Genomic DNA, 18,182 nt, shown 5'->3' with positions numbered 1-18,182 from the left:
CTGGATCTTGATGAGTGGCACTAACACACCGTCCGCGGGCCTTTACAGCGCGGGGCGCCGCTCCATCAGGGGGGTGGGCAGCACCGCGCGACGCTGGCGACGTCCGGTGTGCGCGTGTCCCGTCAGTGGCCGCCGTGGCCCGGCTGGTGGTGGTCGAAGACCAGCACCTCCCGGGGCATCACGGTGAACGGCCGCATCATGCCCATGTCCTCGTGCTCCAGCAGGTGGCAGTGGTACATGAACCGGCCGTGCGCCCCGGTGAACTGGCCCATCACCTTGACCATTTCGCCGCGCCGCACCTGGAACACGTCCTTCCAGCCCTGCTCGTTGTCCGGGACCGGGTTCGCCCCGGTGTACCTGACCGGCGAGGTGGTCGTGGCGCCCGCCGGGCTGAAGCCCGACACGTCGTACACCTCACGCTCCAGCACCTGGAACTCGCTCAGATGGATGTGCATGGGGTGCGTGGGGCCACCGAGGTTGAGGAAGCTCCACAGCTCGTGGTCGCCGTGCGCGACCTTGAACCCGAGCGCGTCGTCGAAGGTCCTGGCGATCCGCCGGTAGATCTTCGGCAGCGTCTCGCCCTCGCCGAGGAGCGCGATCACCCCGTCCTGCCCCGGCGCCGCCGACCCGTCGGTGACCTCGGCCATCTCCCAGATCTCCGGATGGCCCGCGCCCCCCTTCGTACCGGGCGCGCTGAGCACGACCAGCCGGTGGCCGTGCGGGGTGTCATGGGTCAGCCGGCGGAACGACGAGGAGATCACCGACGGCAGGACGAACCGGTCGGCGACCGGCAGCGCCCCCACCCGGAACTCCATGATCTGCGGGAACAGCACGTCCCGCGCCGGGTCGGGCAGACCCGCCGGCTGTCCGCCGGCATTGACCAGCCGCACCTTCTTCCCACGCAGCGCCCGGAAGTCGATCAGCAGGTCCATCCGCTCGGCGGGCGCGACGGACAGCCCGCGCCGCGCCGTCTCGTCGTACTCCACCGGGACGGGTCGGGGCAGCAGCCCGCCGTCGGAACCGATCTGCCGGATCGCGCCCCGCACCGGCCGGTTCTCCTCGTCGACCAGCGCGAGGTTGTAGATCCGGGCGTTGGAGGCGTTGAGCAGCCGGAAGCGGTACCAGCGGGCCTCCACGTCGAGGTACGGCCACACCACCCCGTTGACCAGGTTGTACGGACCGGAGAACGGCAGGGCGACATGCTTCCCCGACTCCGCGTCCGGCGCGTCCGCCGCGCGGCGCACCTTGTGCAGCAACTGCCCGGTGGGCCGCCCCCGTCCGTCCGTCTCGAAGTTACGGTCCATCAGGATCAGCGGGACCTCGTACTTCCCGCTCGGCAGATGCAGCGCCGCCTCCTCCTCGTCGCGGATCAGATACATCCCGACGAGACCGGCGAAGACGTTCCAGCGGGTGATGTTCATGCCGTGGTCGTGGTACCAGAGCGTGGTCGCGGGCTGCTCGTTCGGGTACTCGGAGAGCTGCGCGTCCTTGTACGCGACCGCGTTCTCCGCCCAGCCGTCGTTGCCGCCGCCGGTCTCGGCGCCGTGCAGATGGGTCACGGACCAGGCGGGGAGGTCGGCCACCTCCTTGATCTCCACGAACCCCTCGCCCCGGCCCGGCGGCGCGTACGGCACGGCCGACCCGTTGACGGCGGGCGCCTCCCCGGCCACGACCGGGTACGGGGCGTTCTTGATGCGGTTGGTCCAGGCGATGTGGACCCGCTGCCCGCTGTTCACCTCGATCGTGGGACCGGGGAACTGCCCGTCGTAGGCGAAGACATGGGTCGGCGCCATCTGCGCGTGCAGCCGCACCCAGGTCGACTTCAGCTCGATCTTCTCGACACCACTGCCCGGCCGGAGCGTCCGCGGTACGCGCAGCCGGTCCAGGAAGGGCGTGAGACCGCCGGACTCGGCGGCGGTAGTGGTGGCGGTGGATTCCGTGTCGGCGCCGTTTCCGGGCGCGCCGATGATGGTCTCGGACAAGGTACGACCCCCCGTTGCTTTCCCCCGTGCCGTCGAACGCTCCCGGCGGCACCTTCACGGGGTAGGACTCACCCCGATCCGTCCCGGTTGCCCGAATAGGGATGATCCCCAAAGGTTGCGCTGCTTTTCGGACACTCTGGCAGGTTGTACACGTGTACGGGATGTTCAGTTCCGTTACGGTTCCGCTTCCGCGCAGCCCGGCGGTACGGCCCGACCCGGGCCGGCGGAGACCAGGACCGGTGAACGCGAGGTCAGGTCATCCGAGGACGAGGCGGCTCGTGTAGCCCGCGCGGCACAGCCGGTCATACGCGGCTCTCACGTCGTGAGGCACGGACTGCGCGATCATGAATCCCTGTTCGGGGTAGACCAGCAGTCGTTGCAGCGCGCCGACGAGCATATCGAGCACCAGGCGCGGCTCCCCGATGGATTCGACGTACGCCTCGAAGGTCATCGGCGTGGACGCGCTGACGATCTCGACGCCGGGCCAGAGTGTGCGCGCCGTGGCGTACGCGCGTCGCTCCTCGTAGGGCTTGCTGACCAGCAGCACGGACGTGACGTCGACCCCGGCGTCTTCGAGCAGCGCACGCGAGAAGCGGATGTTCTCGCCGGTGTTGCGTGCGCGCGCTTCCACGAGCACGACCCGCTCCGGGACGCCGAGTTCAAAGGCGCGCTCCCGGTAGTGGACGGCCTCCCCGCGCGGCATGCGGTCCTGTGTCGTACGGCTGGTGGCCCCGGTGAACACGATCAGCGGTGCCATGCCGCGCCGGTAGAGCTCCACGGTGGTGTCGGCCACGCTCAGGTCATGGCTGCCGAGGCCGACGGCCACCGAGCAAGGACGTGGCTCGTGACGCATCTGGTGGAAGTCCCACAACCGCACGGCGTCCGACCATGCCTGTGCCGAGATCACTGCACATCCCTTCCGTCCCGCGCCGAGTCGGGAATCCTGAAGCTGTACTCCCACGCGAAGCGCGACGCGGCGTGCACGCCGACGGCGAACTCGACCACGGTGCCATCCGCTGTGCGGGTGGTCCTGCGCAACTCGACAACCGGTTCACCGACCGGCAACCGAAGCAGCTTCGCTTCTTCTCGCGTGGGAGCGCGAGCGAGCAGCTCTTCTTTCATCTGGTCGATCTCGTATCCCGCGTCGAGGAGAACCCGAAATCCGCCGCCGCGGCCGGCGGGTCCGGGAGTTGGGTCGACCAGAGGGGTTCCATCGACGTGTTCGGGCCGGTAGTAGCTGGTCAGGGTATGCGTCGGCTGCTCCCCTTCCTTCACAAGACGGGCGCGGGCGTAGAGCTCCGTGCCTGTCGGCAGGCCGTACGCGGCAAGAGCCTCGGGTGGGGCCTCGCCAAGAGTGACGCTCTGCGTCTGCTCACCGCGCCGGTACGTACGGCCGGAGGCAACCCGGTCGGCAACGAACGCCACCTCGTCGCCGTCACGCCATTTCGCCTTGTCGTACCGACCTATGCCGAGTCGCTTGAGTGCCGCCTGCTGCCGCACCACGGTTCCGTGGCCCCGCGACGACGTGACGAGACCTTCCGCTTCCAGCGCCTTGTACGCCGCATGGACAGTGGACTTGGAGCCCTCGCCCGCCTCGACCAGCTCCCGAATGTGCGGTAGCTGACGCCCCGGGGCGTACATGGGGTCACCGCTCCTGATGCGGTCGGCCAGCCGGTCAGCCAGTTTTCGCCACTTCGGTGCCATGTAGGGCTCCTCTCGACAGGCCAAGTCAACCACAGTCCCGGGACTGTTGACAGCACGCGGACCATGCGGCAAGGTCTTCGCTCACGACCCGTAGTCCCAGGACAGCAGAGGGTGTCGCATAACTGATCCGGCACCCCTCTGCCCGGAGGACGACTTCGGTCGCGCACGGCCCAAGTCCTGTGCCGTGCTTGCGGCAGAGCATGTCCAAGAAGGGATCCACGTGGTGACCACATTCCCGAAGCGGTACGAGAACGCCCGCCGGCGTCCGCCGGCGGGGCCGCCGTCACAGCTCACGCTGGTCAGCGCTCCGGAGTCGGTGCGGGCGGCCCGTGCTTACGTGCGCGAGTTCTTCGCGTACCACCTGCCGGGGGTCGCGGAGGAACACGCCGACAACGTCCAGCTCGTCGTGTCCGAGCTGGTGACGAACGCGGTGCGGTACGGAACCGAGCCCGGGGACTCCGTGCTGGTCGTGCTCGCGGTCATGGACACATGCGTACGGATCGAGGTGCGGGATCCGGTGAGACGGCGGCCGTGTTTTCGGGCGGCGTCGGACGAACGGGGCCGGGGGCGCGGTTTGTTCATCGTGGAGGCACCGGCGGAGTGCTGGGGTGTGGCCGATCGGCCGTTCGGGAAGGCCGTGTGGGCTGAGGTGTCGAGGTGAAGGGGGCTTTCGGCAGCCGGCAGGTCCTCCCGGGCGGGGTTCATGGCGGCGTGCCTACCCGCCCGGCCCGCCCTTCCGTACGGCCTGCCGCCCCAGGGCGAGCGCCCGGGCGAGCCTCGGGCCCAGGTGGCGCTTGAGCGTGCGCAGCGCCGTCACGCGGCTCGCCGCGCGGTCGAGGCGGTGGTAGAGCGCGGGCGGGACGTACGGCAGCAGCGGGGAGTGGCGCTGGCCGAGGAGGGCGAACATGTGCGCGGGCGGAAGGTGGATGTAGCGCGTCAGGTCCTCGTACCACCGGGCGCTGTAGCGGGCCGCGCTCTGCACGGGCAGGAGCGCGGACCGGCGTTCGCGCTCGTAGCGGGCGAGGGCGGGCGGCAGCTCCGCGTGGTCGCGCACCGCGCCCGCGAGGGCGATGGCGTCCTCCAGCGCGAGGGTGGTGCCCGCGCCGATGGAATAGTGCGTGGTGTGCGCGGCGTCGCCGAGCAGGACGAGGCGGCCGTGGGACCAGGTGCGGTGGGTGAGGGTGCGGAAGGTGAGCCACTGGGCGGCGGCGCCGCCGGAGTTCGCCCGGCCGATGAGGCCGTGCCCGTCCAGCGGTACGGCGAACAGCTTCTCCAGGAGGGCCAGGGTGCCGGCCTCGTCCGTCTCGTGGAGTCCGAGGCCCGTCCAGGTCGCCTCGGAGCACTCGACGATGCAGGTGCTGTGCCGCTCGCTGAACCCGTAGCCGTACGCCCAGATCCAGCCGTGTTCCGTCTCCTTGAACGCGAAGGTGAAGGAGTCGAAGACCTTGGTGGTGCCGAGCCAGACGTACTTGTTCCGGCCCTCGGTGACCTCCGTACCGAAGTGTTCCGCGTGGTGCTCACGCAGGCCGCTGTTCACGCCGTCGCAGGCCACGACGAGGTCGGCGCCGGCCAGCTCCCCCTCGTCCGGCCCTCCGGTGACCTCGTGTTCGTACACGACGCGTACGCCCAGCTCCCTGGCTCGCCCGGCCAGGATGTCCAGCAGTTCGCGGCGGCCGATGCCGAATCCCTCGTCGCCGTGGTGCACGGTGGTCAGGTCGCCCACGTGCGCGACCCCGTCGCTCCAGCGGACCGAGCGCTCGCCGATGGTGCGGGCGGACTCGGGGTCGTGGGCGCGCAGCTTCTCGATGAGCCCGCCCCAGTAGGTCACCCCCCAGCCGTAGGTCGAACCGGCCGGATTCCGCTCGTAGACGGTGATCTCGTGGGACGGATCCTGCCGCTTCATCAGGATCGAGAAGTACAGTCCGGCGGGCCCGCCGCCGACACAGGCGACCTTCACACGCACTCCCAGAATGACACAGAGCGATCAATTGACGGCGAAGAGTAACAGGCGGGTGGTGGATACGGCCGTCACATCCACAGGCGGGCCTTCATCAGGAGCTGACCGTGGAGCAGGGACAGGTCCGTACGGGTCAGATCCCCGTCCCGCGTGGCGAGGTAGAAGGTGTTGATGGGCGGGAGTTCGGGCTCCAGCAGCTTGACGACCTCGCCGCGCACCAGCTCCTCGGCCGCCAGATAGCTGGGGAGTACGGAGATGCCCGCGGAGGACTTGACCGCGGCGAGCGCCCCGCGCAGATCCGGTACGACGAGGGAGGGCGTCGCGGTCGGCCGTAACCCGAAGACCGTGAGCCAGTAGCGGCGGATGATCGGCAGGGACTCGGCGTACGCGATCAGCGGGTACTTGGCGAGGACCGCCGGGCCCTCCTTCTCCGTGAGCCGGTCGGTGGGGATGTCCCTGGCCAGCTCCGGGGAGGCAAGGAGCGCGAACTCCTCGTCCACCAGCGTCGTGGCGGTGATGCCGCGCAGCCGGGGCCGTACGGTCGACAGGACGAGGTCGAAGTCGCCGCTCATCAGCCGGCCCAGCAGATCGTCCGCGAGACCGAAGCCGAACGTGAGGCGCAGCCCGTCGGCGACGAGGTCGCTGACCGCGGGCAGGACGCGCGAGGTGATCAGCTCCACCGGCCCGCCGACGTAGAGCGGATGGCCGTCGGGGGCGCCGCCGAAGTGGCGCTCCACCACCGTGCCGAGCGCGTCGACCGGGCCCTGCACCTCCCGCAGCAGGGTCTCGGCGGCGGGGGTGGGGAGGGCGCCCTGCGGGATGCGTTCGAAGAGCGACTTGCCCAGCTCCCGTTCCAGATTGCGGATCTGGTGGGTCACGGTGGGCTGGGACAGTTCGAGCCGCTGGGCCGCCTTGGTGAAGGAGCCCAGGCGGTAGACGGTCACGAACGTCCGCAGCCAGCTCAGTTGTACCGCCATGGTCAAGGCCGTCCCCCTGTGCGCTCGCCCCGCGCGGTGCTCGGCGGGGTGGTGGTCGTACTCGTCGGTCGACAGTGCCGACACTCAGCGGGGTCGTCGGGGGCGGCCGGGTGTCCGCTGTCCATGCTGCGCGCAATGCCGCGCTCGCGCAGTCCGGTCGGTGGAAAACACCCGTAAGGGCACGGTGAATACGCACGTATGGCCGCTTCTCGTGCCCGAGAGCACGAGAAGCGGCCACCTGCGTGGGGGAGCGCGCGTCGACCTCCTCCGGTCGCTCCGGTCGCTCGGGTTCCTCCTCCGGTTCCTCCGGTTCCTCCGGTTCCTCCGGTTCCTCCGGCGGGGCGGGTCAGACGGCGAGCGCCTCCAGTTGCTCGACCACCAGCTCCGCGACCCGCAGCGCCGAGGCCGGGTTCTGGCCGGTGACCAGCCGCTGGTCGGCGACGGCGTGCTCGGCGAAGTTGCCGGCCTTGGTGATCTTCGCGCCGCGCTCCGCGAGCCTGCTCTCCAGCAGGAAGGGCACGACCTCGGTCAGGCCGACCGCCGCCTCCTCCTCGTTGGTGAACGTCGAGACCTGCTTGCCCTCCACCAGGTACGAGCCGTCCCCGAGCCGGATGTTGACCAGTCCGGCAGGACCGTGGCAGACGGCGGCGACGACACCGCCCCGCTCGTACACCCCGGCGGCCAGCGCGGCCAGCTCCTCCGAGCCGGGCAGGTCCCACATCGCGCCATGGCCGCCCGCGTAGAAGACGGCGTCGTAGTCGGCGGCGGACAGCTCACCGGGCGCGGCGGTACCGGACAGGGCGGCGGCGGTCCCGGGGTCGGCGAGGAAGTCGGCCTGCACCTGGTCCCCGGCGTCGAACCCGTCGCGCGGCGGCGCGCCGCCCTGGACGGAGACGTACGCGATCTCGTAGCCCGCCGCGCGGAACACGGCGGCGGGGTGCGCCACCTCGGGGACGTAGAAGCCGGTGGGACGGCCGGTGTCGCCGAGGGCGCCATGGCTCGTGAGCGCGAACAGAACCTTTTTGGCCATTACCATTCTCCATTTCCGTGTGCGATTCCGTTCACCGAATGTAGGCACCGGGAATCCCGACCGCCAAATAATCTGTTCGATCGCCCCCATAGAGAACTTCATGGAAGTTATTCGTTAGGGTGAGCTCCCTTCGGAGAATGGAATGGATATGAAAGAGCCCGGAGAGAGCGAGCCAGGAGAGAGCGGAGCGGGCGCGGAGAGCGGCGAGAGCGGCAGGAGCGCGGAGACCAGGGAGCGCGGGGCGGGGCCCGCGCGGCGCGGGCTGATCGTGGTGAGCAGCGTCGCCAGGCTGCCCAGCGGCCGTCAGGCGGGCTTCTGGCTGCCCGAGGCCGCGTACCCCTGGCGCGCCCTGCTCGCCGCCGGCTGGGACTTCGCCTTCGCGGGCACCCGCGAAGGCACCCCGCAGATCGGCGGCGTCGACCGCTCCGACCTGCCGCAACGCCTCTTCCTCGACGACACCACGGTGCGCGAACGCCTCGCCGCGACGACGACGGCCGACCACTACGAGAGCGCGGGCTTCGGCATCGTGCTGATCGCGGGCGGCCACGGCGCCATGCTCGACCTCCCCGAGGATCCGCGCCTGGCCGGCTTCCTGACGCGTTTCCACGCCGGGGGCGGTGTGGTGGTCGCGGTCTGCCACGGCGTGGCTGCGCTGCTGGCGGCCCGTACGCCCGAGGGAGCCCCGCTGGTCGCCGGGCGCCGCGTCACCGGCTTCTCCCGGGCCGAGGAGGAGGCGGCGGGGCTGGCCGCCACCGTGCCGTTCTTCCTCGACGAGGCGCTGCGTGAGCGCGGGGCGCGGTACGAGTCGGGCGAGCCCTTCGCGTCTCATGTCGTACGCGACGGAAACCTGGTCACGGGACAGAATCCGGCGTCGGCCGCGGAGGCCACGGCACTCGGTATGCGGCTGGCACTCGGCAGGGAACTTCCCGGGAACTGGCTGATCGGGCACAGCACGAATTTCTCCGGTTCCGTACCCGCGACGGCGGCCGGGAATGCTCGTTGAATGACCGCGAAATACCCGGACGGAGAAATTCCTCTTTCGGTGGCCCAAGGCGGCCGGCCGGCCCGCGGCCCGGGGCGCGATGAGTTCCGGAGCGGGGAACGGTCAACCCCTCGGAAGCCCCGGACGGGACCACCGCCAGGGGACAGCCGGTACGGGACAGCCAGTACGGGACCACCGGTACGGAACAAGGGAGTCACGGCATGAAGTACATGGTGCAGGTCTTCGGGAACCGCGAGACCTGGGACGCCGACATGGCCTCCTACTCGCCGGAGTCCGTGCGCGCGATGATCGCGCACATGGGCAGGCTCAATGACGAGCTCGTGAAGAACGGTGAGTTCGTGCAGGCCGAGGGGCTCGGCGGGCCGTCCCTGGTCACGTCCGTGAGCGCACGGAACGGCGCCGGCCCGGACGTGACGGCGGGACCGCACCTCCGGGCCGAGAAGATCCTGGCCGGCTACTGGGTGATCGACGTGGAAAGCGAGGCGCGGGCGATCGAGTTCGCCGCCCAGGTCTCGGCGGCACCGGGCCCGGATGGCACACCGTCCAACGAGCCGGTGGAGATCCACGCCGTGCCTTCGGGGCCACCGGAGGTGTGAGGCACGATCTCACCGCCGGGTGAGGCGGACGCGTACGCGCCGCTCGGGGCGCGGGCCCCGTGCGGCGCCCCCGCCGGGGCCCGTCGGTCGTCCTATTCGTCCTTGTCCGCCGCGAAGACGTCGCCCATGGAGGCGAACTTGCCGCCCTCGGACTGCATCCCCTTCTTCTTGGTCATCGGGGAGAACGCGCTGGTCTTGCCGTCCTGCATGTACGACTTCAAGTAGGCGGACTGGCCCTTCGTCTTGGCGGTCGCCAGGTCGATCAGGGGCTGGTAGTCGGCCTGCGTGACGGCGTTCATGATGGCGAAGCGGCTGGCCGCCCCGGCAGCGGCGTGGAGCGCCCCCACGGGACCCTCCGCCTTCTTCTTGCCGTCCGCGTCGAGCGGGAAGCGGGCGGGTACGGACATCTTCACCACGGGGCCGTCGCCACCGGTCTCGGAGATCGCCTTCCCGTCCCCGACATTGAAGTTGACGGCGATCACCGTGTAGCCCGCGGCGCCCGCCTCGGCGAGGAAGCCGGGGGAGCTCTGGTCCTCATCGGTGATCCCGCCGGTACCGCCGCTGGTGGGGTTGCCCCAGGCGGCCGACGGGTTGCCCGTGCCGACGCCGATGAAGAGCAGTACGTCCTTCCCCGCGGTCTGCGCCTTCGCCATGACTTCGTGGACGCGGCCCGCGGCCTCGCCGATCAGCCGGACGTCGTCGTCGTCGAGGGAGCCGCCGAAGCCCCCGGGCTCGCCCACGGGCGTGTTCTGGAACCCCGCCCGCTGCACCGGCAGCGCCGAGCCCATCGCCCTCTGCAGCGGCGTCACGGGCCCGGCTTGCTGCCGGTCCCCCGTCCCCGCCTCGGACATCGCGCTCAGCATCGCCTGGTTCCCCGCGGAGTTCTGCAAGGTGTGCATGGGTTTCTCCGGCCCGCCGGTCCGCACCGACGGGCGGTCGTCCGCGGCGCGCCCACGCGCCCGGCCCGGGTCGTGTGAGCGGTGTGCGTCACGACTGTGCACGGCGGTTCCTTCCACAGGGTCAGGGGTTACCCGCCCATTCTCCCCGGCTTCGGGCATCCGGGAAGAGGCGCCAGGTACGACGGGAGGGCAGGGTGGCTGCCCCTGCGGCCCGGCGACGGTCGCGAACAGGGGGCCGCCTCGCACGCGACCGTCGCCGTACCCTGCCTGCACCGCATCACTTCAGCCGTGAGGGGGAGTTCCCGCGTGAGCGACCAGCCCGATCAGCCCGACCAGCCCGATCAGCCCGGACCACTGGACCAGCAGACCAGGAAGCCGTTCCTGTACGTCGTCGTGTGCGCGGCCGGGGTGGCCGCCGATGCCGGCACGCTGGTCACGGCGGCCCAGAAGGCGGGCTGGGACGTGGGCGTCGTCGCCACCCCGTACGGCCTCGGTTTCCTCGACGCCACGGCTGTCGAGGCCCGGACCGGTTACCCCATCCGCTCGGCCTGGCGCTCACCCGGCGACCCCCGGCCGCTGCCGCCCGCCGACGCCATCGCGGTGGCCCCGGCCACCTTCAACACGATCAACAAGTGGGCGGCCGGGATCTCCGACACCCTGGCGCTGGGCATCCTGTGCGAGGCGTACGGCTCCGGTATCCCCACAGCCGTCCTCCCGTACGTCAACGCCGCCCTGGCCGCCCACCCCGCGTACCGCCGGAGTCTGGACCTGCTGCGCGAGATGGGCGTCCTGGTCGGCTCGTACGCGCCCCACGAGCCCGAGTCCGGTGGCGGGGCCGGCCTGTTCCGCTGGGAGGAGGCGCTGGAACTGCTCACCCCGGGGCCGGCGTGAACGCGAACGCAGCAGTCCGGCCATCCGCTCCCCCAACTCGGCCGCCGACTGCGGGTTCTGCCCGGTGACGAGCCGGCCGCTCACCACCACGTGCGGCGAGCGGTCGTAGGCGGCCGAGAAGACGGCGCCGCGCTCCTCCAGCGCCGACTGGAGCGAGAACGGTACGACGTCCGCCAGCCCGCGCGCGGTCTCCGACGCGTGGGAGAACGCGGTCAGTTCCCGGCCGTCCACCAGGTGCGTACCGTCCGAGAGGGTCAGGTCGACGAGCGCCGCGGGGCCGTGGCAGATCGCGGCCACCACCCCGCCCGACTCGTACACCCGCCGCCCGAGCGCGTGCAGCGCCGGGTGCCCCCGGAAGTCCCACATCGTGCCGTGGCCGCCGACGAAGAGCACGCCCGCGTACACCGCCGGATCCACCTCCTCGGGCCGTGCCGTACCGGCGAGCCGGCCGCCGCCCTCCGGATCGGCCAGGAACGCGCGCTGGACCGGGTCGTGCGGGTCGTACCCGATGACGGGGGGCCGGCCGCCGCGTACGGAGACGAAGTCCACCGCGTGGCCGTCGGCGCGCAGCCGCTGCCAGGGGGTGACGGTCTCGCCGAGGTGGAAGCCGGTGGGCGCGCCCGTATCGCCGAGGGTGTCGTGGCTGGTCAGCACGTACAGCACGCGCCGGGTGCGGATCACGGTCATGGCCGGCTCCTGGTCGGTTCAGGGGTGTCCGTACGGGTTCCAGTACGGGTAGGGGTAGGGGTACGAGTACGCGTACCGGTGGCCACGGTGAGGGCGGCGAGCAGGGTGGCGGCCACGAGCACGGCCAGCATGGGGCGCGGGCCCAGGTGCGCGGCGGCGAGCTGGCCGGCCGACGCGCCCGCGAACAGGGCGAAGGTGTTGACCGCCCCCGCCGTTCCCCGTGCGTGCGGGGCGAGTTGGTGCAGCAGGCCGACGGTTCCCGGCACGATCAGCCCCGTACCCGCGACGAAGAGCGCCCCCGCGCCGATCATCGCCTCCGGCCGGGCGGCCGCCTCTGCCGCGAGGGCGAGCAGCAGCCCCGACGCCGACGCCAGGTACCCGGTGAGCGCGAGCGCCCGGGGCCCGGCGGTGCCGAAGCGCCGGTTCACCAGCGGGCCCGCCAGCAGCCCCACCGCCCCGGCGGCCTGGGCGAGCAGCAGCCCGTTGGCGTCGAACCCGTACGTGAGGCGCAACTCCCTCTCCAGCACGGCGTAGAAGGCGACGAAGCTGCCGAAGACCGGCAGCGCCGCCGCGAACACGGCCGCCGGGCCGGGTGTACGGAGCAGCGCGAGCGCCGCGGCGGCGACGGCACGGACGGAGGCCGCCGGAGCGGGCCCCGCCGCCCCGGGCGCGGCGAGGCCGGACGCACCGGACGCACCGGACGCCAGGAGCCGCCGGAAGGCCACGGCAGCAGCCGCGTACACCAGGGCCGCGGGCCAGAACGCGGCCCGCCAGTCGGCGTGCTCCGTCACCAACTGGCCGTACACCTGACCCGCGATCCCCGCCCCGAGCAGCCCGGTGGTGAGCAGCGAGAGCGCGACGGGCCGCCGGGCGGCGGGCGCCCGCTCGGTCACGTACGCGAGCGCGACGGGCGCGAACGTCGCCGCCGCGAACCCCTGGAGCACCCGGCCGGCCAGGAACCAGCCGAGCCCCGGCGCCGCGGCCGTCAGCGCGGTGGTCACCGCCGTCGCCAGCGCGCCGCCCGCGAGGACGGGGCGGCGGCCGACGCGGTCGGACAGGGGCCCGAAGACCAGGAAGCCGAGGGCGTACGCGAAGGAGAACGCGGCCCCGGTCCAGGCGGCGGACGCCGCGTCGACCCCGTACGCGATCTGGACGCGGTCGGCGACGGGTATCGCCAGGTAGAGCTGCGCGGGGATGGCGAAGGCCATGGCCACCAGCAGCGCGAGCTGGCCGGAGAAGGAGAAGCGGGAGGGAGAAGGAGACGGAGACGGAGAGGGCGCTCGTCGGCGGCGCGGGACCCCGCGGCGCGCGGGCCCGGTGGCGGCGGTGGTGGTCATGGAACCCCCTTGGAAGTGACCGGAGAAGGGCCGGAGATGAGCCGGGAATGGGCCGGAGATGGGCCGAAAGGTGGCCATGGACCGAAGGTGGCCATGAGCCGAAGACGGGCATGGCCGGGGACAGGCGTGGCCAGGGGACGGGCATGGTCAGGGGACGGGCATGGAAGAGGGCGTCCGGTGCCGTACCGAGTGCACCGGACGCCCTCCCCGGGGAGGGGTCAGAAGGTCAACGGCAGCCCGGCCAGGCCGGACAGTTCGAGCCCCGTGATCCCGAACTTCGCTGCCTCCGCGCGGTGTTCTGGGGTCTGGTAACCCCACACCGCCCACCGCGCCCGCACGCCCGCCGCCGACACCCCGCGCACATTGGCCAGGTTGTCGTCCACGAACGTGGCGGCTTCCAACGGCACCCCCCGCCGCGCGCACGCCTCCCGGACCGCTTCCGGTTTGGCGGCGCACTCCCCGTAGACCTCGGCGACCGCCGATTCCAGGCCGTGCCGGGCCAGGATGGCGCGTACCGAGGGCTCGTCCTTCGCCGTCACGATCACCACGGGTACGTCGGCCCGCCGCAGCAGGTCGTCCACGCCGGGGTAGAGCGTGTGCAGCCCGAGCCAGAACTCCGGCTCCGCTTCCCGGAACCGGTCCCGGGCGGCGGACGCCGCCGCCACGAACCGCCGGACGCGCGGTTCGGGCAGCGAGGCGTACAACCGGTCGAACTCCGCCTGGGAGCCGATCGCGCCGGCCTCGGGGTGATGGGCCACCAGGAAGTGGTCCAGCACCCGCGCGTAGTCCCGTACCTTCCGGAACCGTACGGTGAACTCCTCCGGCACCAGGGCCAGTTGCCCCGGCCCGGGGAGCGCACGATCGTGCGGCTGCTCCCCGAGCCAGGTGATGAGGGCGCACTCGTCGAGGGCGTCGCAGACGACCCCGTCGAAGTCGAGCGCGAGCAGCCCCCGCCCCTGCTCGCGCCCCACCTCCGGACCCGGTGCCCCGGCCCGTGCCCGCGGGTGACGGCTCATCGGACGGCGCTCTTCGCCGCGAGCTGCTCCGTCGTGTGGAACACGGCGCGCATGAACGCGCCCATGTAGCCGTAGTACGAGCAGGTGATGATGTTGCCGTCCACGATGACGTCGCTGTCGACAACCTCCGCACCCGCGTTGATCACGTCGTCGCGCAGCCCGATGTACGCACAGGCCCGCCGCCCCCGCAGCACCCCGGCACTCACCATGATCCACGGACCGTGGCAGAGCCCGGCGACGACCTTGCCGGCCTCGTTCATCCCCGCGACGAAGTCCAGTACGTCGCGGTCCTGCCGCACCCGGTCCGGCGCCTCGTGGCCGCCGGTGAGGATCACGGTGTCGTACAGCTCGACGGCGAGGTCCTCGTACGCGATGAGCGGTCGCGCCGTCTTGTCCATGGGCAGCGGAACACCGTACTTGCCGGTGGCCGGATCGCCGTTCTTGGTGGCGATGTCGACCTGCCAGCCCTCCTCAAGGAGGCGGTAGTAGGTGAAGACGACGTCGTGGTCCTGAAATCCCTGACCGGTGATGATGACAGCAGTGTGAGACATGACGATCCCCCCGGATCCTTCTCCCGCGATCTTTATCTCGCGATCCCGCTCGTGCTCTTTCCTTACTTCTTTCGCCTTGTCTTCCGAACCGCGTTCCCGGTTCCCTGTTCTCTGGTCTCTGTTCCCTGGTCCCTGTTCTCTGGTGCCTGTTCTCTGGTGCCTGTTCTCTGGTCTTCTCCCGCGACCGCTCTCCTTTCCGTCAGGCGCGGCTGACGCAGAGATACTGCTTGTCGGCCTGCACGCGCCGGGTCTCCTCCGGCCGGCCGGTCAGGATCTCCACGTCCGCGTACACCGCGCCGGAGACGCAGAGCGGAATGTGGAAGAGGTCTTCGGCGCGCCGCCGGTAGAACAGGTCCATTCCCGTCCGGAGTTCGAAACGGAAACGCCCGTCCGGCGTCCGCGCCCGCATCCGTGTGTTCGGAAACGCGACCACTTTCCGCATCGGGTGACACGGGGTTTCGAGCGAGGTCGATTCGTACGCCGTTCCCGCCCGGTTGTAGTCGTCCTTGAGCCGCATCAGATCGAACTTGTTCCTCGGTGACTCGACCTCGATCAGCTCCAGCGGTTCGTCCCCCGCGTTCCGCGTGCCGTGGAACGCGCCGGGCGCGATCCGTACGACGCTGCCCTGCCTGATCGGGATCGAGACCCCGCCCAGGCCGGTCGTGACGCCCTGTCCCCCCAGACAGAGCAGATACGTCAGCTTGCGCGGGTGCACATGCACCGAGGTGCTGTGCGGGGCGTCGATGTGCAGCGCCCAGAAGTCGAAGAACTCGTCCACGAAGGCGCGGTATTCGTACCCCCACGGCTTCGGGATGACCTCGTCCAGATGCGTGTCCTCGTCGAACTGCTCGTGCGCGACGCGGGCGCCGCGTCGCAGGAGCCGCTTCAACTCGGCGATGTCCGCCGGACCGGCGTCCAGCCGGACGGCCCGATCCCTTCGCGGACCGGCCTCGATCCCTTCCGTCGCCTCCCTCGCGCTTTCGAATATGTTGGTTACCGGTGTGGCCGCCATGTTTTCTTACCCCCGTTGCGGATTGCCCATGGCCGATCAATCTCGACATGGCAACTAAAGCACCGATCCCACTTCCGCTCAAATAGGAGATTCTGGTGGGGGTATGAAGATTTATTGTTGAGGGGAATCTGATGTTCCGGGGCGACCGCGGACGGGTCCCGAGGCAACCTCAATACATCGAACGGGACAAGGAGAAACGATTTTCGCCGCCCGGGTAAGGGGATTCCCCTGGGGGGCCGCCCTTCCTCGCCGCCGCCTCCCCGCCCAGTGCGTCGTACGCCCGCTCGACCAGCGCGGGCAGCCCCTCGGGGTCACCGTCCGCACCGCGCGCCCACAAGCGGAGCGCGGCAATCAGCACCCCGGCGCCGGCGCCGACGACCACCGCGGGACGGGGATCCCGGTCGGGGTCCACACCGAGCCGGGTGGCGAGGATCCGCACGGACTCCTCCTGGGCCTCGATCCGCACCCGCTCGTACGCCGCGAACAGCGCGGGCTCGCGGTCGACGAGGGCGAACAGCTCACGGCCGCGCGGGCGCCGGTGCACCCCGGGGCACACCTCGTCGAACAGCCACTCCCTGACGGCCGACCGGTAGGCCACCAGGGGCGGTTCGCCGGCCGGACGGGCGCGCAGGGCGTCGTTGATGCGTTCGCCGTCGACGCGGGTCGACTCGACGGCCGCGTCCTCCTTGCCGCTGAAGTGGCGGCTGAACGTACGGCGGGTGACGGCGGCGCGCTCGGCGATGGCCTCGACGGTGACGTCCGCCAGGCCCCGCTCCAGCATGAGATCGACGGCGGCGGACCCGAGCGCCTCCCGGGTGCGCCGCGCCTTGCGCTGCCGGCCGTCCTCGACGGGGGCGGCGGTCGGGGCGGTCTTCTGCCGGGTCACCTCATCACCTTCATGGAGCCGATCGTACACCCCAAATGTCCCATTGGGACATGATTCACTTACGGTCGAATACCCGCGCAGGGCAGCCGAAAGCGCGGCATAGGCGCGGTATTCGGCGCACCGGCACCAGCCGTCGCGCGGCCCGCCGAACAGCCCGGTGGGCGGCCCGGCGCACGCGCCGGTGAACGGCCCGGCAGACAGGCCGTCAGCCCCGGCCCCTCGCCCCTCAGCCCCAGCTCTGCGAGTACTGGCTGCGGTAGCTGGCCTTCTCCGACCACATCCGCTGGGCCATCGTCAGCCCCAGCAGGCTCAGAGCGATGATCACCAGCCCGGGTACGAGGGTCCGGTAGTCCACGATCGAACCGACCGCGCCCGTTCCCGTACCGATCCCGGCCCCGACGCCCGTTCCGCTCCCGGTGCCATTGCCCGCCGGAACGCCGCCGCCCGCCTCCGTCCCCCTGGGGGTGGGATCCGTCCGGTCGGCCGTCCCGTCGCCGCTCCCGGTCGCCGTCTCGTTGCCGCCACCGGTCTCGACGCCCGCGAGCCGCACCCCGAGGGCCGCCATCGCCGTCGACACCGGCTGGAAGAACGTCGTCCCCCCGACGGTGCAGTCCCCGCTGCCGCCCGAGGTCACGCCGAGCGCCAGCCCCTGCGCGAGGAGCGGCCCTCCGCTGTCCCCGGGCTCGGCGCAGACCGTGGTCTGGATCAGGCCGGTGACGGTGCCCTCGCGGTAGTTCACCGTCACGTTCAGCGCCGTCACCTGCCCGGAGCGCAGCCCCGTGGTGCTGCCGCTGCGGAACACCTGCTGGCCGACGACGGGGTCGGCGGCGCCGATGATCCGTACGCCCCGGCCGTCACCGATGTCCACGGTGCTCGTGCCGTCGAACGCGGCCGGGTTCTCGTACTGCACGAGGGAGAAGTCGCTCCCGGGGAACGTCGTGGCGACCGTCGAGCCGACCAGCGTGGCGCCTCCGGTGTCCTGGAACCAGGTGGTGCCCGCGGGGCCGCAGTGCCCGGCCGTCAGGACGAAGTCGTTCTGGCCGTCCGTCACGTTGAAGCCGACGGAGCAGCGGTCACTGTTGGTGAAGATCGGGGCTGCGCCGTTCACCTTCGTACGGAACTCCCCCGCGTTCCGTTCCATCTCCACGGAGCCGCCGATCCCGTCCGCGACGTCGGTCATCCGTGACCAGTCACCGGCGGAGACGGTCCGGTCGGCCTGCACCACGACCCGGTTGGCGGCGTAGTCCACGGCCCACGCGGTCCCGGGAACCCGGGGCGCCTCGCGCAGCGCCTCGGTGGCGGAGGTGAGGTCGCGCATGCTGTACCGCATCACCTCGGCCCGCGCCCCCTCGCGCCGCACCTCGGCCGCCGCGTCCTCGTCCGTCACGGCGACGACCGGCTGCCCGTCCGCGGCGATCCAGGTGCCGGCGGTACGGGAGGTACCGAGCTTCGCCACCAGGCCGGTCCCCACCTCGGCGACGGCCGCGCCATCGGCCCCCGCCGCGCGGCCGGCCGGCTCGTCCGCGACGGCGTTCGAGACCAGCAGTCCGCCGCAGACCAGTCCGCCGACGGCGGCGATTCGCGTGATCCGCCGGAGATGGCGTCGCGCGTGCTTCATCCGTGGCCCCCAATGTCGTACCGGTACGACGTCTAC

17 protein-coding genes and 1 pseudogene are annotated in these 18,182 nt (G+C 71.3%); 4 read left to right on the top strand and 14 right to left on the bottom strand.

Features of this window, described 5'->3' with window-relative positions; genetic code table 11:
- Window positions 1-122: 122 nt before the first annotated feature.
- The 3 genes from ACFXPL_RS29990 to ACFXPL_RS29980 form a co-directional block, all read right to left on the bottom strand.
- Window positions 123-1,982 (bottom strand): multicopper oxidase family protein, encoded by a 1,860-nt coding sequence (locus ACFXPL_RS29990; protein WP_384925466.1) that lies wholly within the window; start codon window positions 1,980-1,982, stop codon window positions 123-125.
- 256 nt (window positions 1,983-2,238) lie between these two features.
- Window positions 2,239-2,889, bottom strand: a complete 651-nt coding sequence (locus tag ACFXPL_RS29985) for a YdcF family protein (RefSeq protein ID WP_384925464.1) — start codon at window positions 2,887-2,889, stop codon at window positions 2,239-2,241.
- A complete protein-coding gene (locus tag ACFXPL_RS29980) occupies window positions 2,886-3,686 on the bottom strand; it encodes a GntR family transcriptional regulator (RefSeq protein ID WP_384925462.1) in 801 nt (266 codons plus the stop codon). The genes ACFXPL_RS29985 and ACFXPL_RS29980 overlap by 4 nt, the downstream gene beginning before the upstream one ends.
- Window positions 3,687-3,909: 223 nt before the next feature.
- On the opposite strand from ACFXPL_RS29980, the gene ACFXPL_RS29975 reads away from it, so the two are divergent.
- Window positions 3,910-4,347, top strand: a complete 438-nt coding sequence (locus tag ACFXPL_RS29975; protein WP_384925460.1) for an ATP-binding protein — start codon at window positions 3,910-3,912, stop codon at window positions 4,345-4,347.
- A 54-nt stretch (window positions 4,348-4,401) separates the two neighbouring features.
- Here ACFXPL_RS29975 and ACFXPL_RS29970 read toward each other — a convergent pair whose 3' ends face one another.
- The 3 genes from ACFXPL_RS29970 to ACFXPL_RS29960 all read right to left on the bottom strand — a co-directional run bounded on the left by ACFXPL_RS29970 (window position 4,402) and on the right by ACFXPL_RS29960 (window position 7,650).
- Complete coding sequence (locus tag ACFXPL_RS29970; protein WP_384925458.1) at window positions 4,402-5,649, bottom strand: FAD-dependent monooxygenase; 1,248 nt, start codon at window positions 5,647-5,649, stop codon at window positions 4,402-4,404.
- Window positions 5,650-5,714: 65 nt separating this feature from the next.
- The gene (locus ACFXPL_RS29965; RefSeq protein ID WP_384925456.1) at window positions 5,715-6,620 is read right to left on the bottom strand and encodes a LysR family transcriptional regulator; all 906 of its coding nucleotides are present in this window, start codon (window positions 6,618-6,620) and stop codon (window positions 5,715-5,717) included.
- 346 nt (window positions 6,621-6,966) lie between these two features.
- Window positions 6,967-7,650, bottom strand: coding sequence for a type 1 glutamine amidotransferase domain-containing protein (locus tag ACFXPL_RS29960; RefSeq protein WP_384925454.1), 684 nt, complete (start codon window positions 7,648-7,650; stop codon window positions 6,967-6,969).
- A gap of 148 nt (window positions 7,651-7,798) precedes the next feature.
- Between ACFXPL_RS29960 and ACFXPL_RS29955 the strand changes: the two genes are divergently transcribed.
- On the top strand, window positions 7,799-8,653 hold the full coding sequence (locus ACFXPL_RS29955; protein WP_384925452.1) for a type 1 glutamine amidotransferase domain-containing protein: 855 nt from the start codon (window positions 7,799-7,801) through the stop codon (window positions 8,651-8,653).
- Between the two features lie 200 nt (window positions 8,654-8,853).
- Window positions 8,854-9,249: a YciI family protein gene (locus ACFXPL_RS29950; RefSeq protein WP_384925450.1), complete on the top strand. Its 396-nt coding sequence runs from the start codon at window positions 8,854-8,856 to the stop codon at window positions 9,247-9,249.
- Between the two features lie 92 nt (window positions 9,250-9,341).
- Here ACFXPL_RS29950 and ACFXPL_RS29945 read toward each other — a convergent pair whose 3' ends face one another.
- Window positions 9,342-10,148, bottom strand: a complete 807-nt coding sequence (locus ACFXPL_RS29945) for a hypothetical protein (protein WP_384925449.1) — start codon at window positions 10,146-10,148, stop codon at window positions 9,342-9,344.
- A 354-nt stretch (window positions 10,149-10,502) separates the two neighbouring features.
- On the opposite strand from ACFXPL_RS29945, the gene ACFXPL_RS29940 reads away from it, so the two are divergent.
- Window positions 10,503-11,039, top strand: a complete 537-nt coding sequence (locus ACFXPL_RS29940) for a flavoprotein (protein WP_384925472.1) — start codon at window positions 10,503-10,505, stop codon at window positions 11,037-11,039.
- A 39-nt stretch (window positions 11,040-11,078) separates the two neighbouring features.
- Here the strand turns inward: ACFXPL_RS29940 and ACFXPL_RS29935 are convergent.
- The 7 genes and pseudogenes from ACFXPL_RS29935 to ACFXPL_RS29905 all read right to left on the bottom strand — a co-directional run.
- A pseudogene (locus ACFXPL_RS29935) lies at window positions 11,079-11,726 on the bottom strand (type 1 glutamine amidotransferase domain-containing protein); the annotation flags it as partial.
- Window positions 11,723-13,063 (bottom strand): MFS transporter, encoded by a 1,341-nt coding sequence (locus tag ACFXPL_RS29930; RefSeq protein WP_384925448.1) that lies wholly within the window; start codon window positions 13,061-13,063, stop codon window positions 11,723-11,725. The pseudogene ACFXPL_RS29935 and the gene ACFXPL_RS29930, both read right to left, overlap by 4 nt.
- Before the next feature lie 218 nt (window positions 13,064-13,281).
- Complete coding sequence (locus ACFXPL_RS29925) at window positions 13,282-14,079, bottom strand: HAD family hydrolase (RefSeq protein ID WP_384925446.1); 798 nt, start codon at window positions 14,077-14,079, stop codon at window positions 13,282-13,284.
- Window positions 14,076-14,630 (bottom strand): type 1 glutamine amidotransferase domain-containing protein, encoded by a 555-nt coding sequence (locus ACFXPL_RS29920; protein ID WP_384925444.1) that lies wholly within the window; start codon window positions 14,628-14,630, stop codon window positions 14,076-14,078. Before ACFXPL_RS29920 ends, ACFXPL_RS29925 begins: the two co-directional genes overlap by 4 nt.
- Window positions 14,631-14,829: 199 nt before the next feature.
- Window positions 14,830-15,642, bottom strand: coding sequence for a cupin domain-containing protein (locus tag ACFXPL_RS29915; RefSeq protein WP_384925442.1), 813 nt, complete (start codon window positions 15,640-15,642; stop codon window positions 14,830-14,832).
- Window positions 15,643-15,811: 169 nt separating this feature from the next.
- On the bottom strand, window positions 15,812-16,528 hold the full coding sequence (locus tag ACFXPL_RS29910; RefSeq protein WP_384925440.1) for a TetR/AcrR family transcriptional regulator: 717 nt from the start codon (window positions 16,526-16,528) through the stop codon (window positions 15,812-15,814).
- A 226-nt stretch (window positions 16,529-16,754) separates the two neighbouring features.
- Window positions 16,755-18,146 (bottom strand): S1 family peptidase, encoded by a 1,392-nt coding sequence (locus tag ACFXPL_RS29905; RefSeq protein ID WP_384925438.1) that lies wholly within the window; start codon window positions 18,144-18,146, stop codon window positions 16,755-16,757.
- Window positions 18,147-18,182: the final 36 nt, after the last annotated feature.

The sequence above is a fragment of the Streptomyces sp. NPDC059092 genome (assembly GCF_042756365.1).
GTDB lineage: Bacteria > Actinomycetota > Actinomycetes > Streptomycetales > Streptomycetaceae > Streptomyces.
This window is presented reverse-complemented; position numbering and strand designations above follow the sequence as displayed.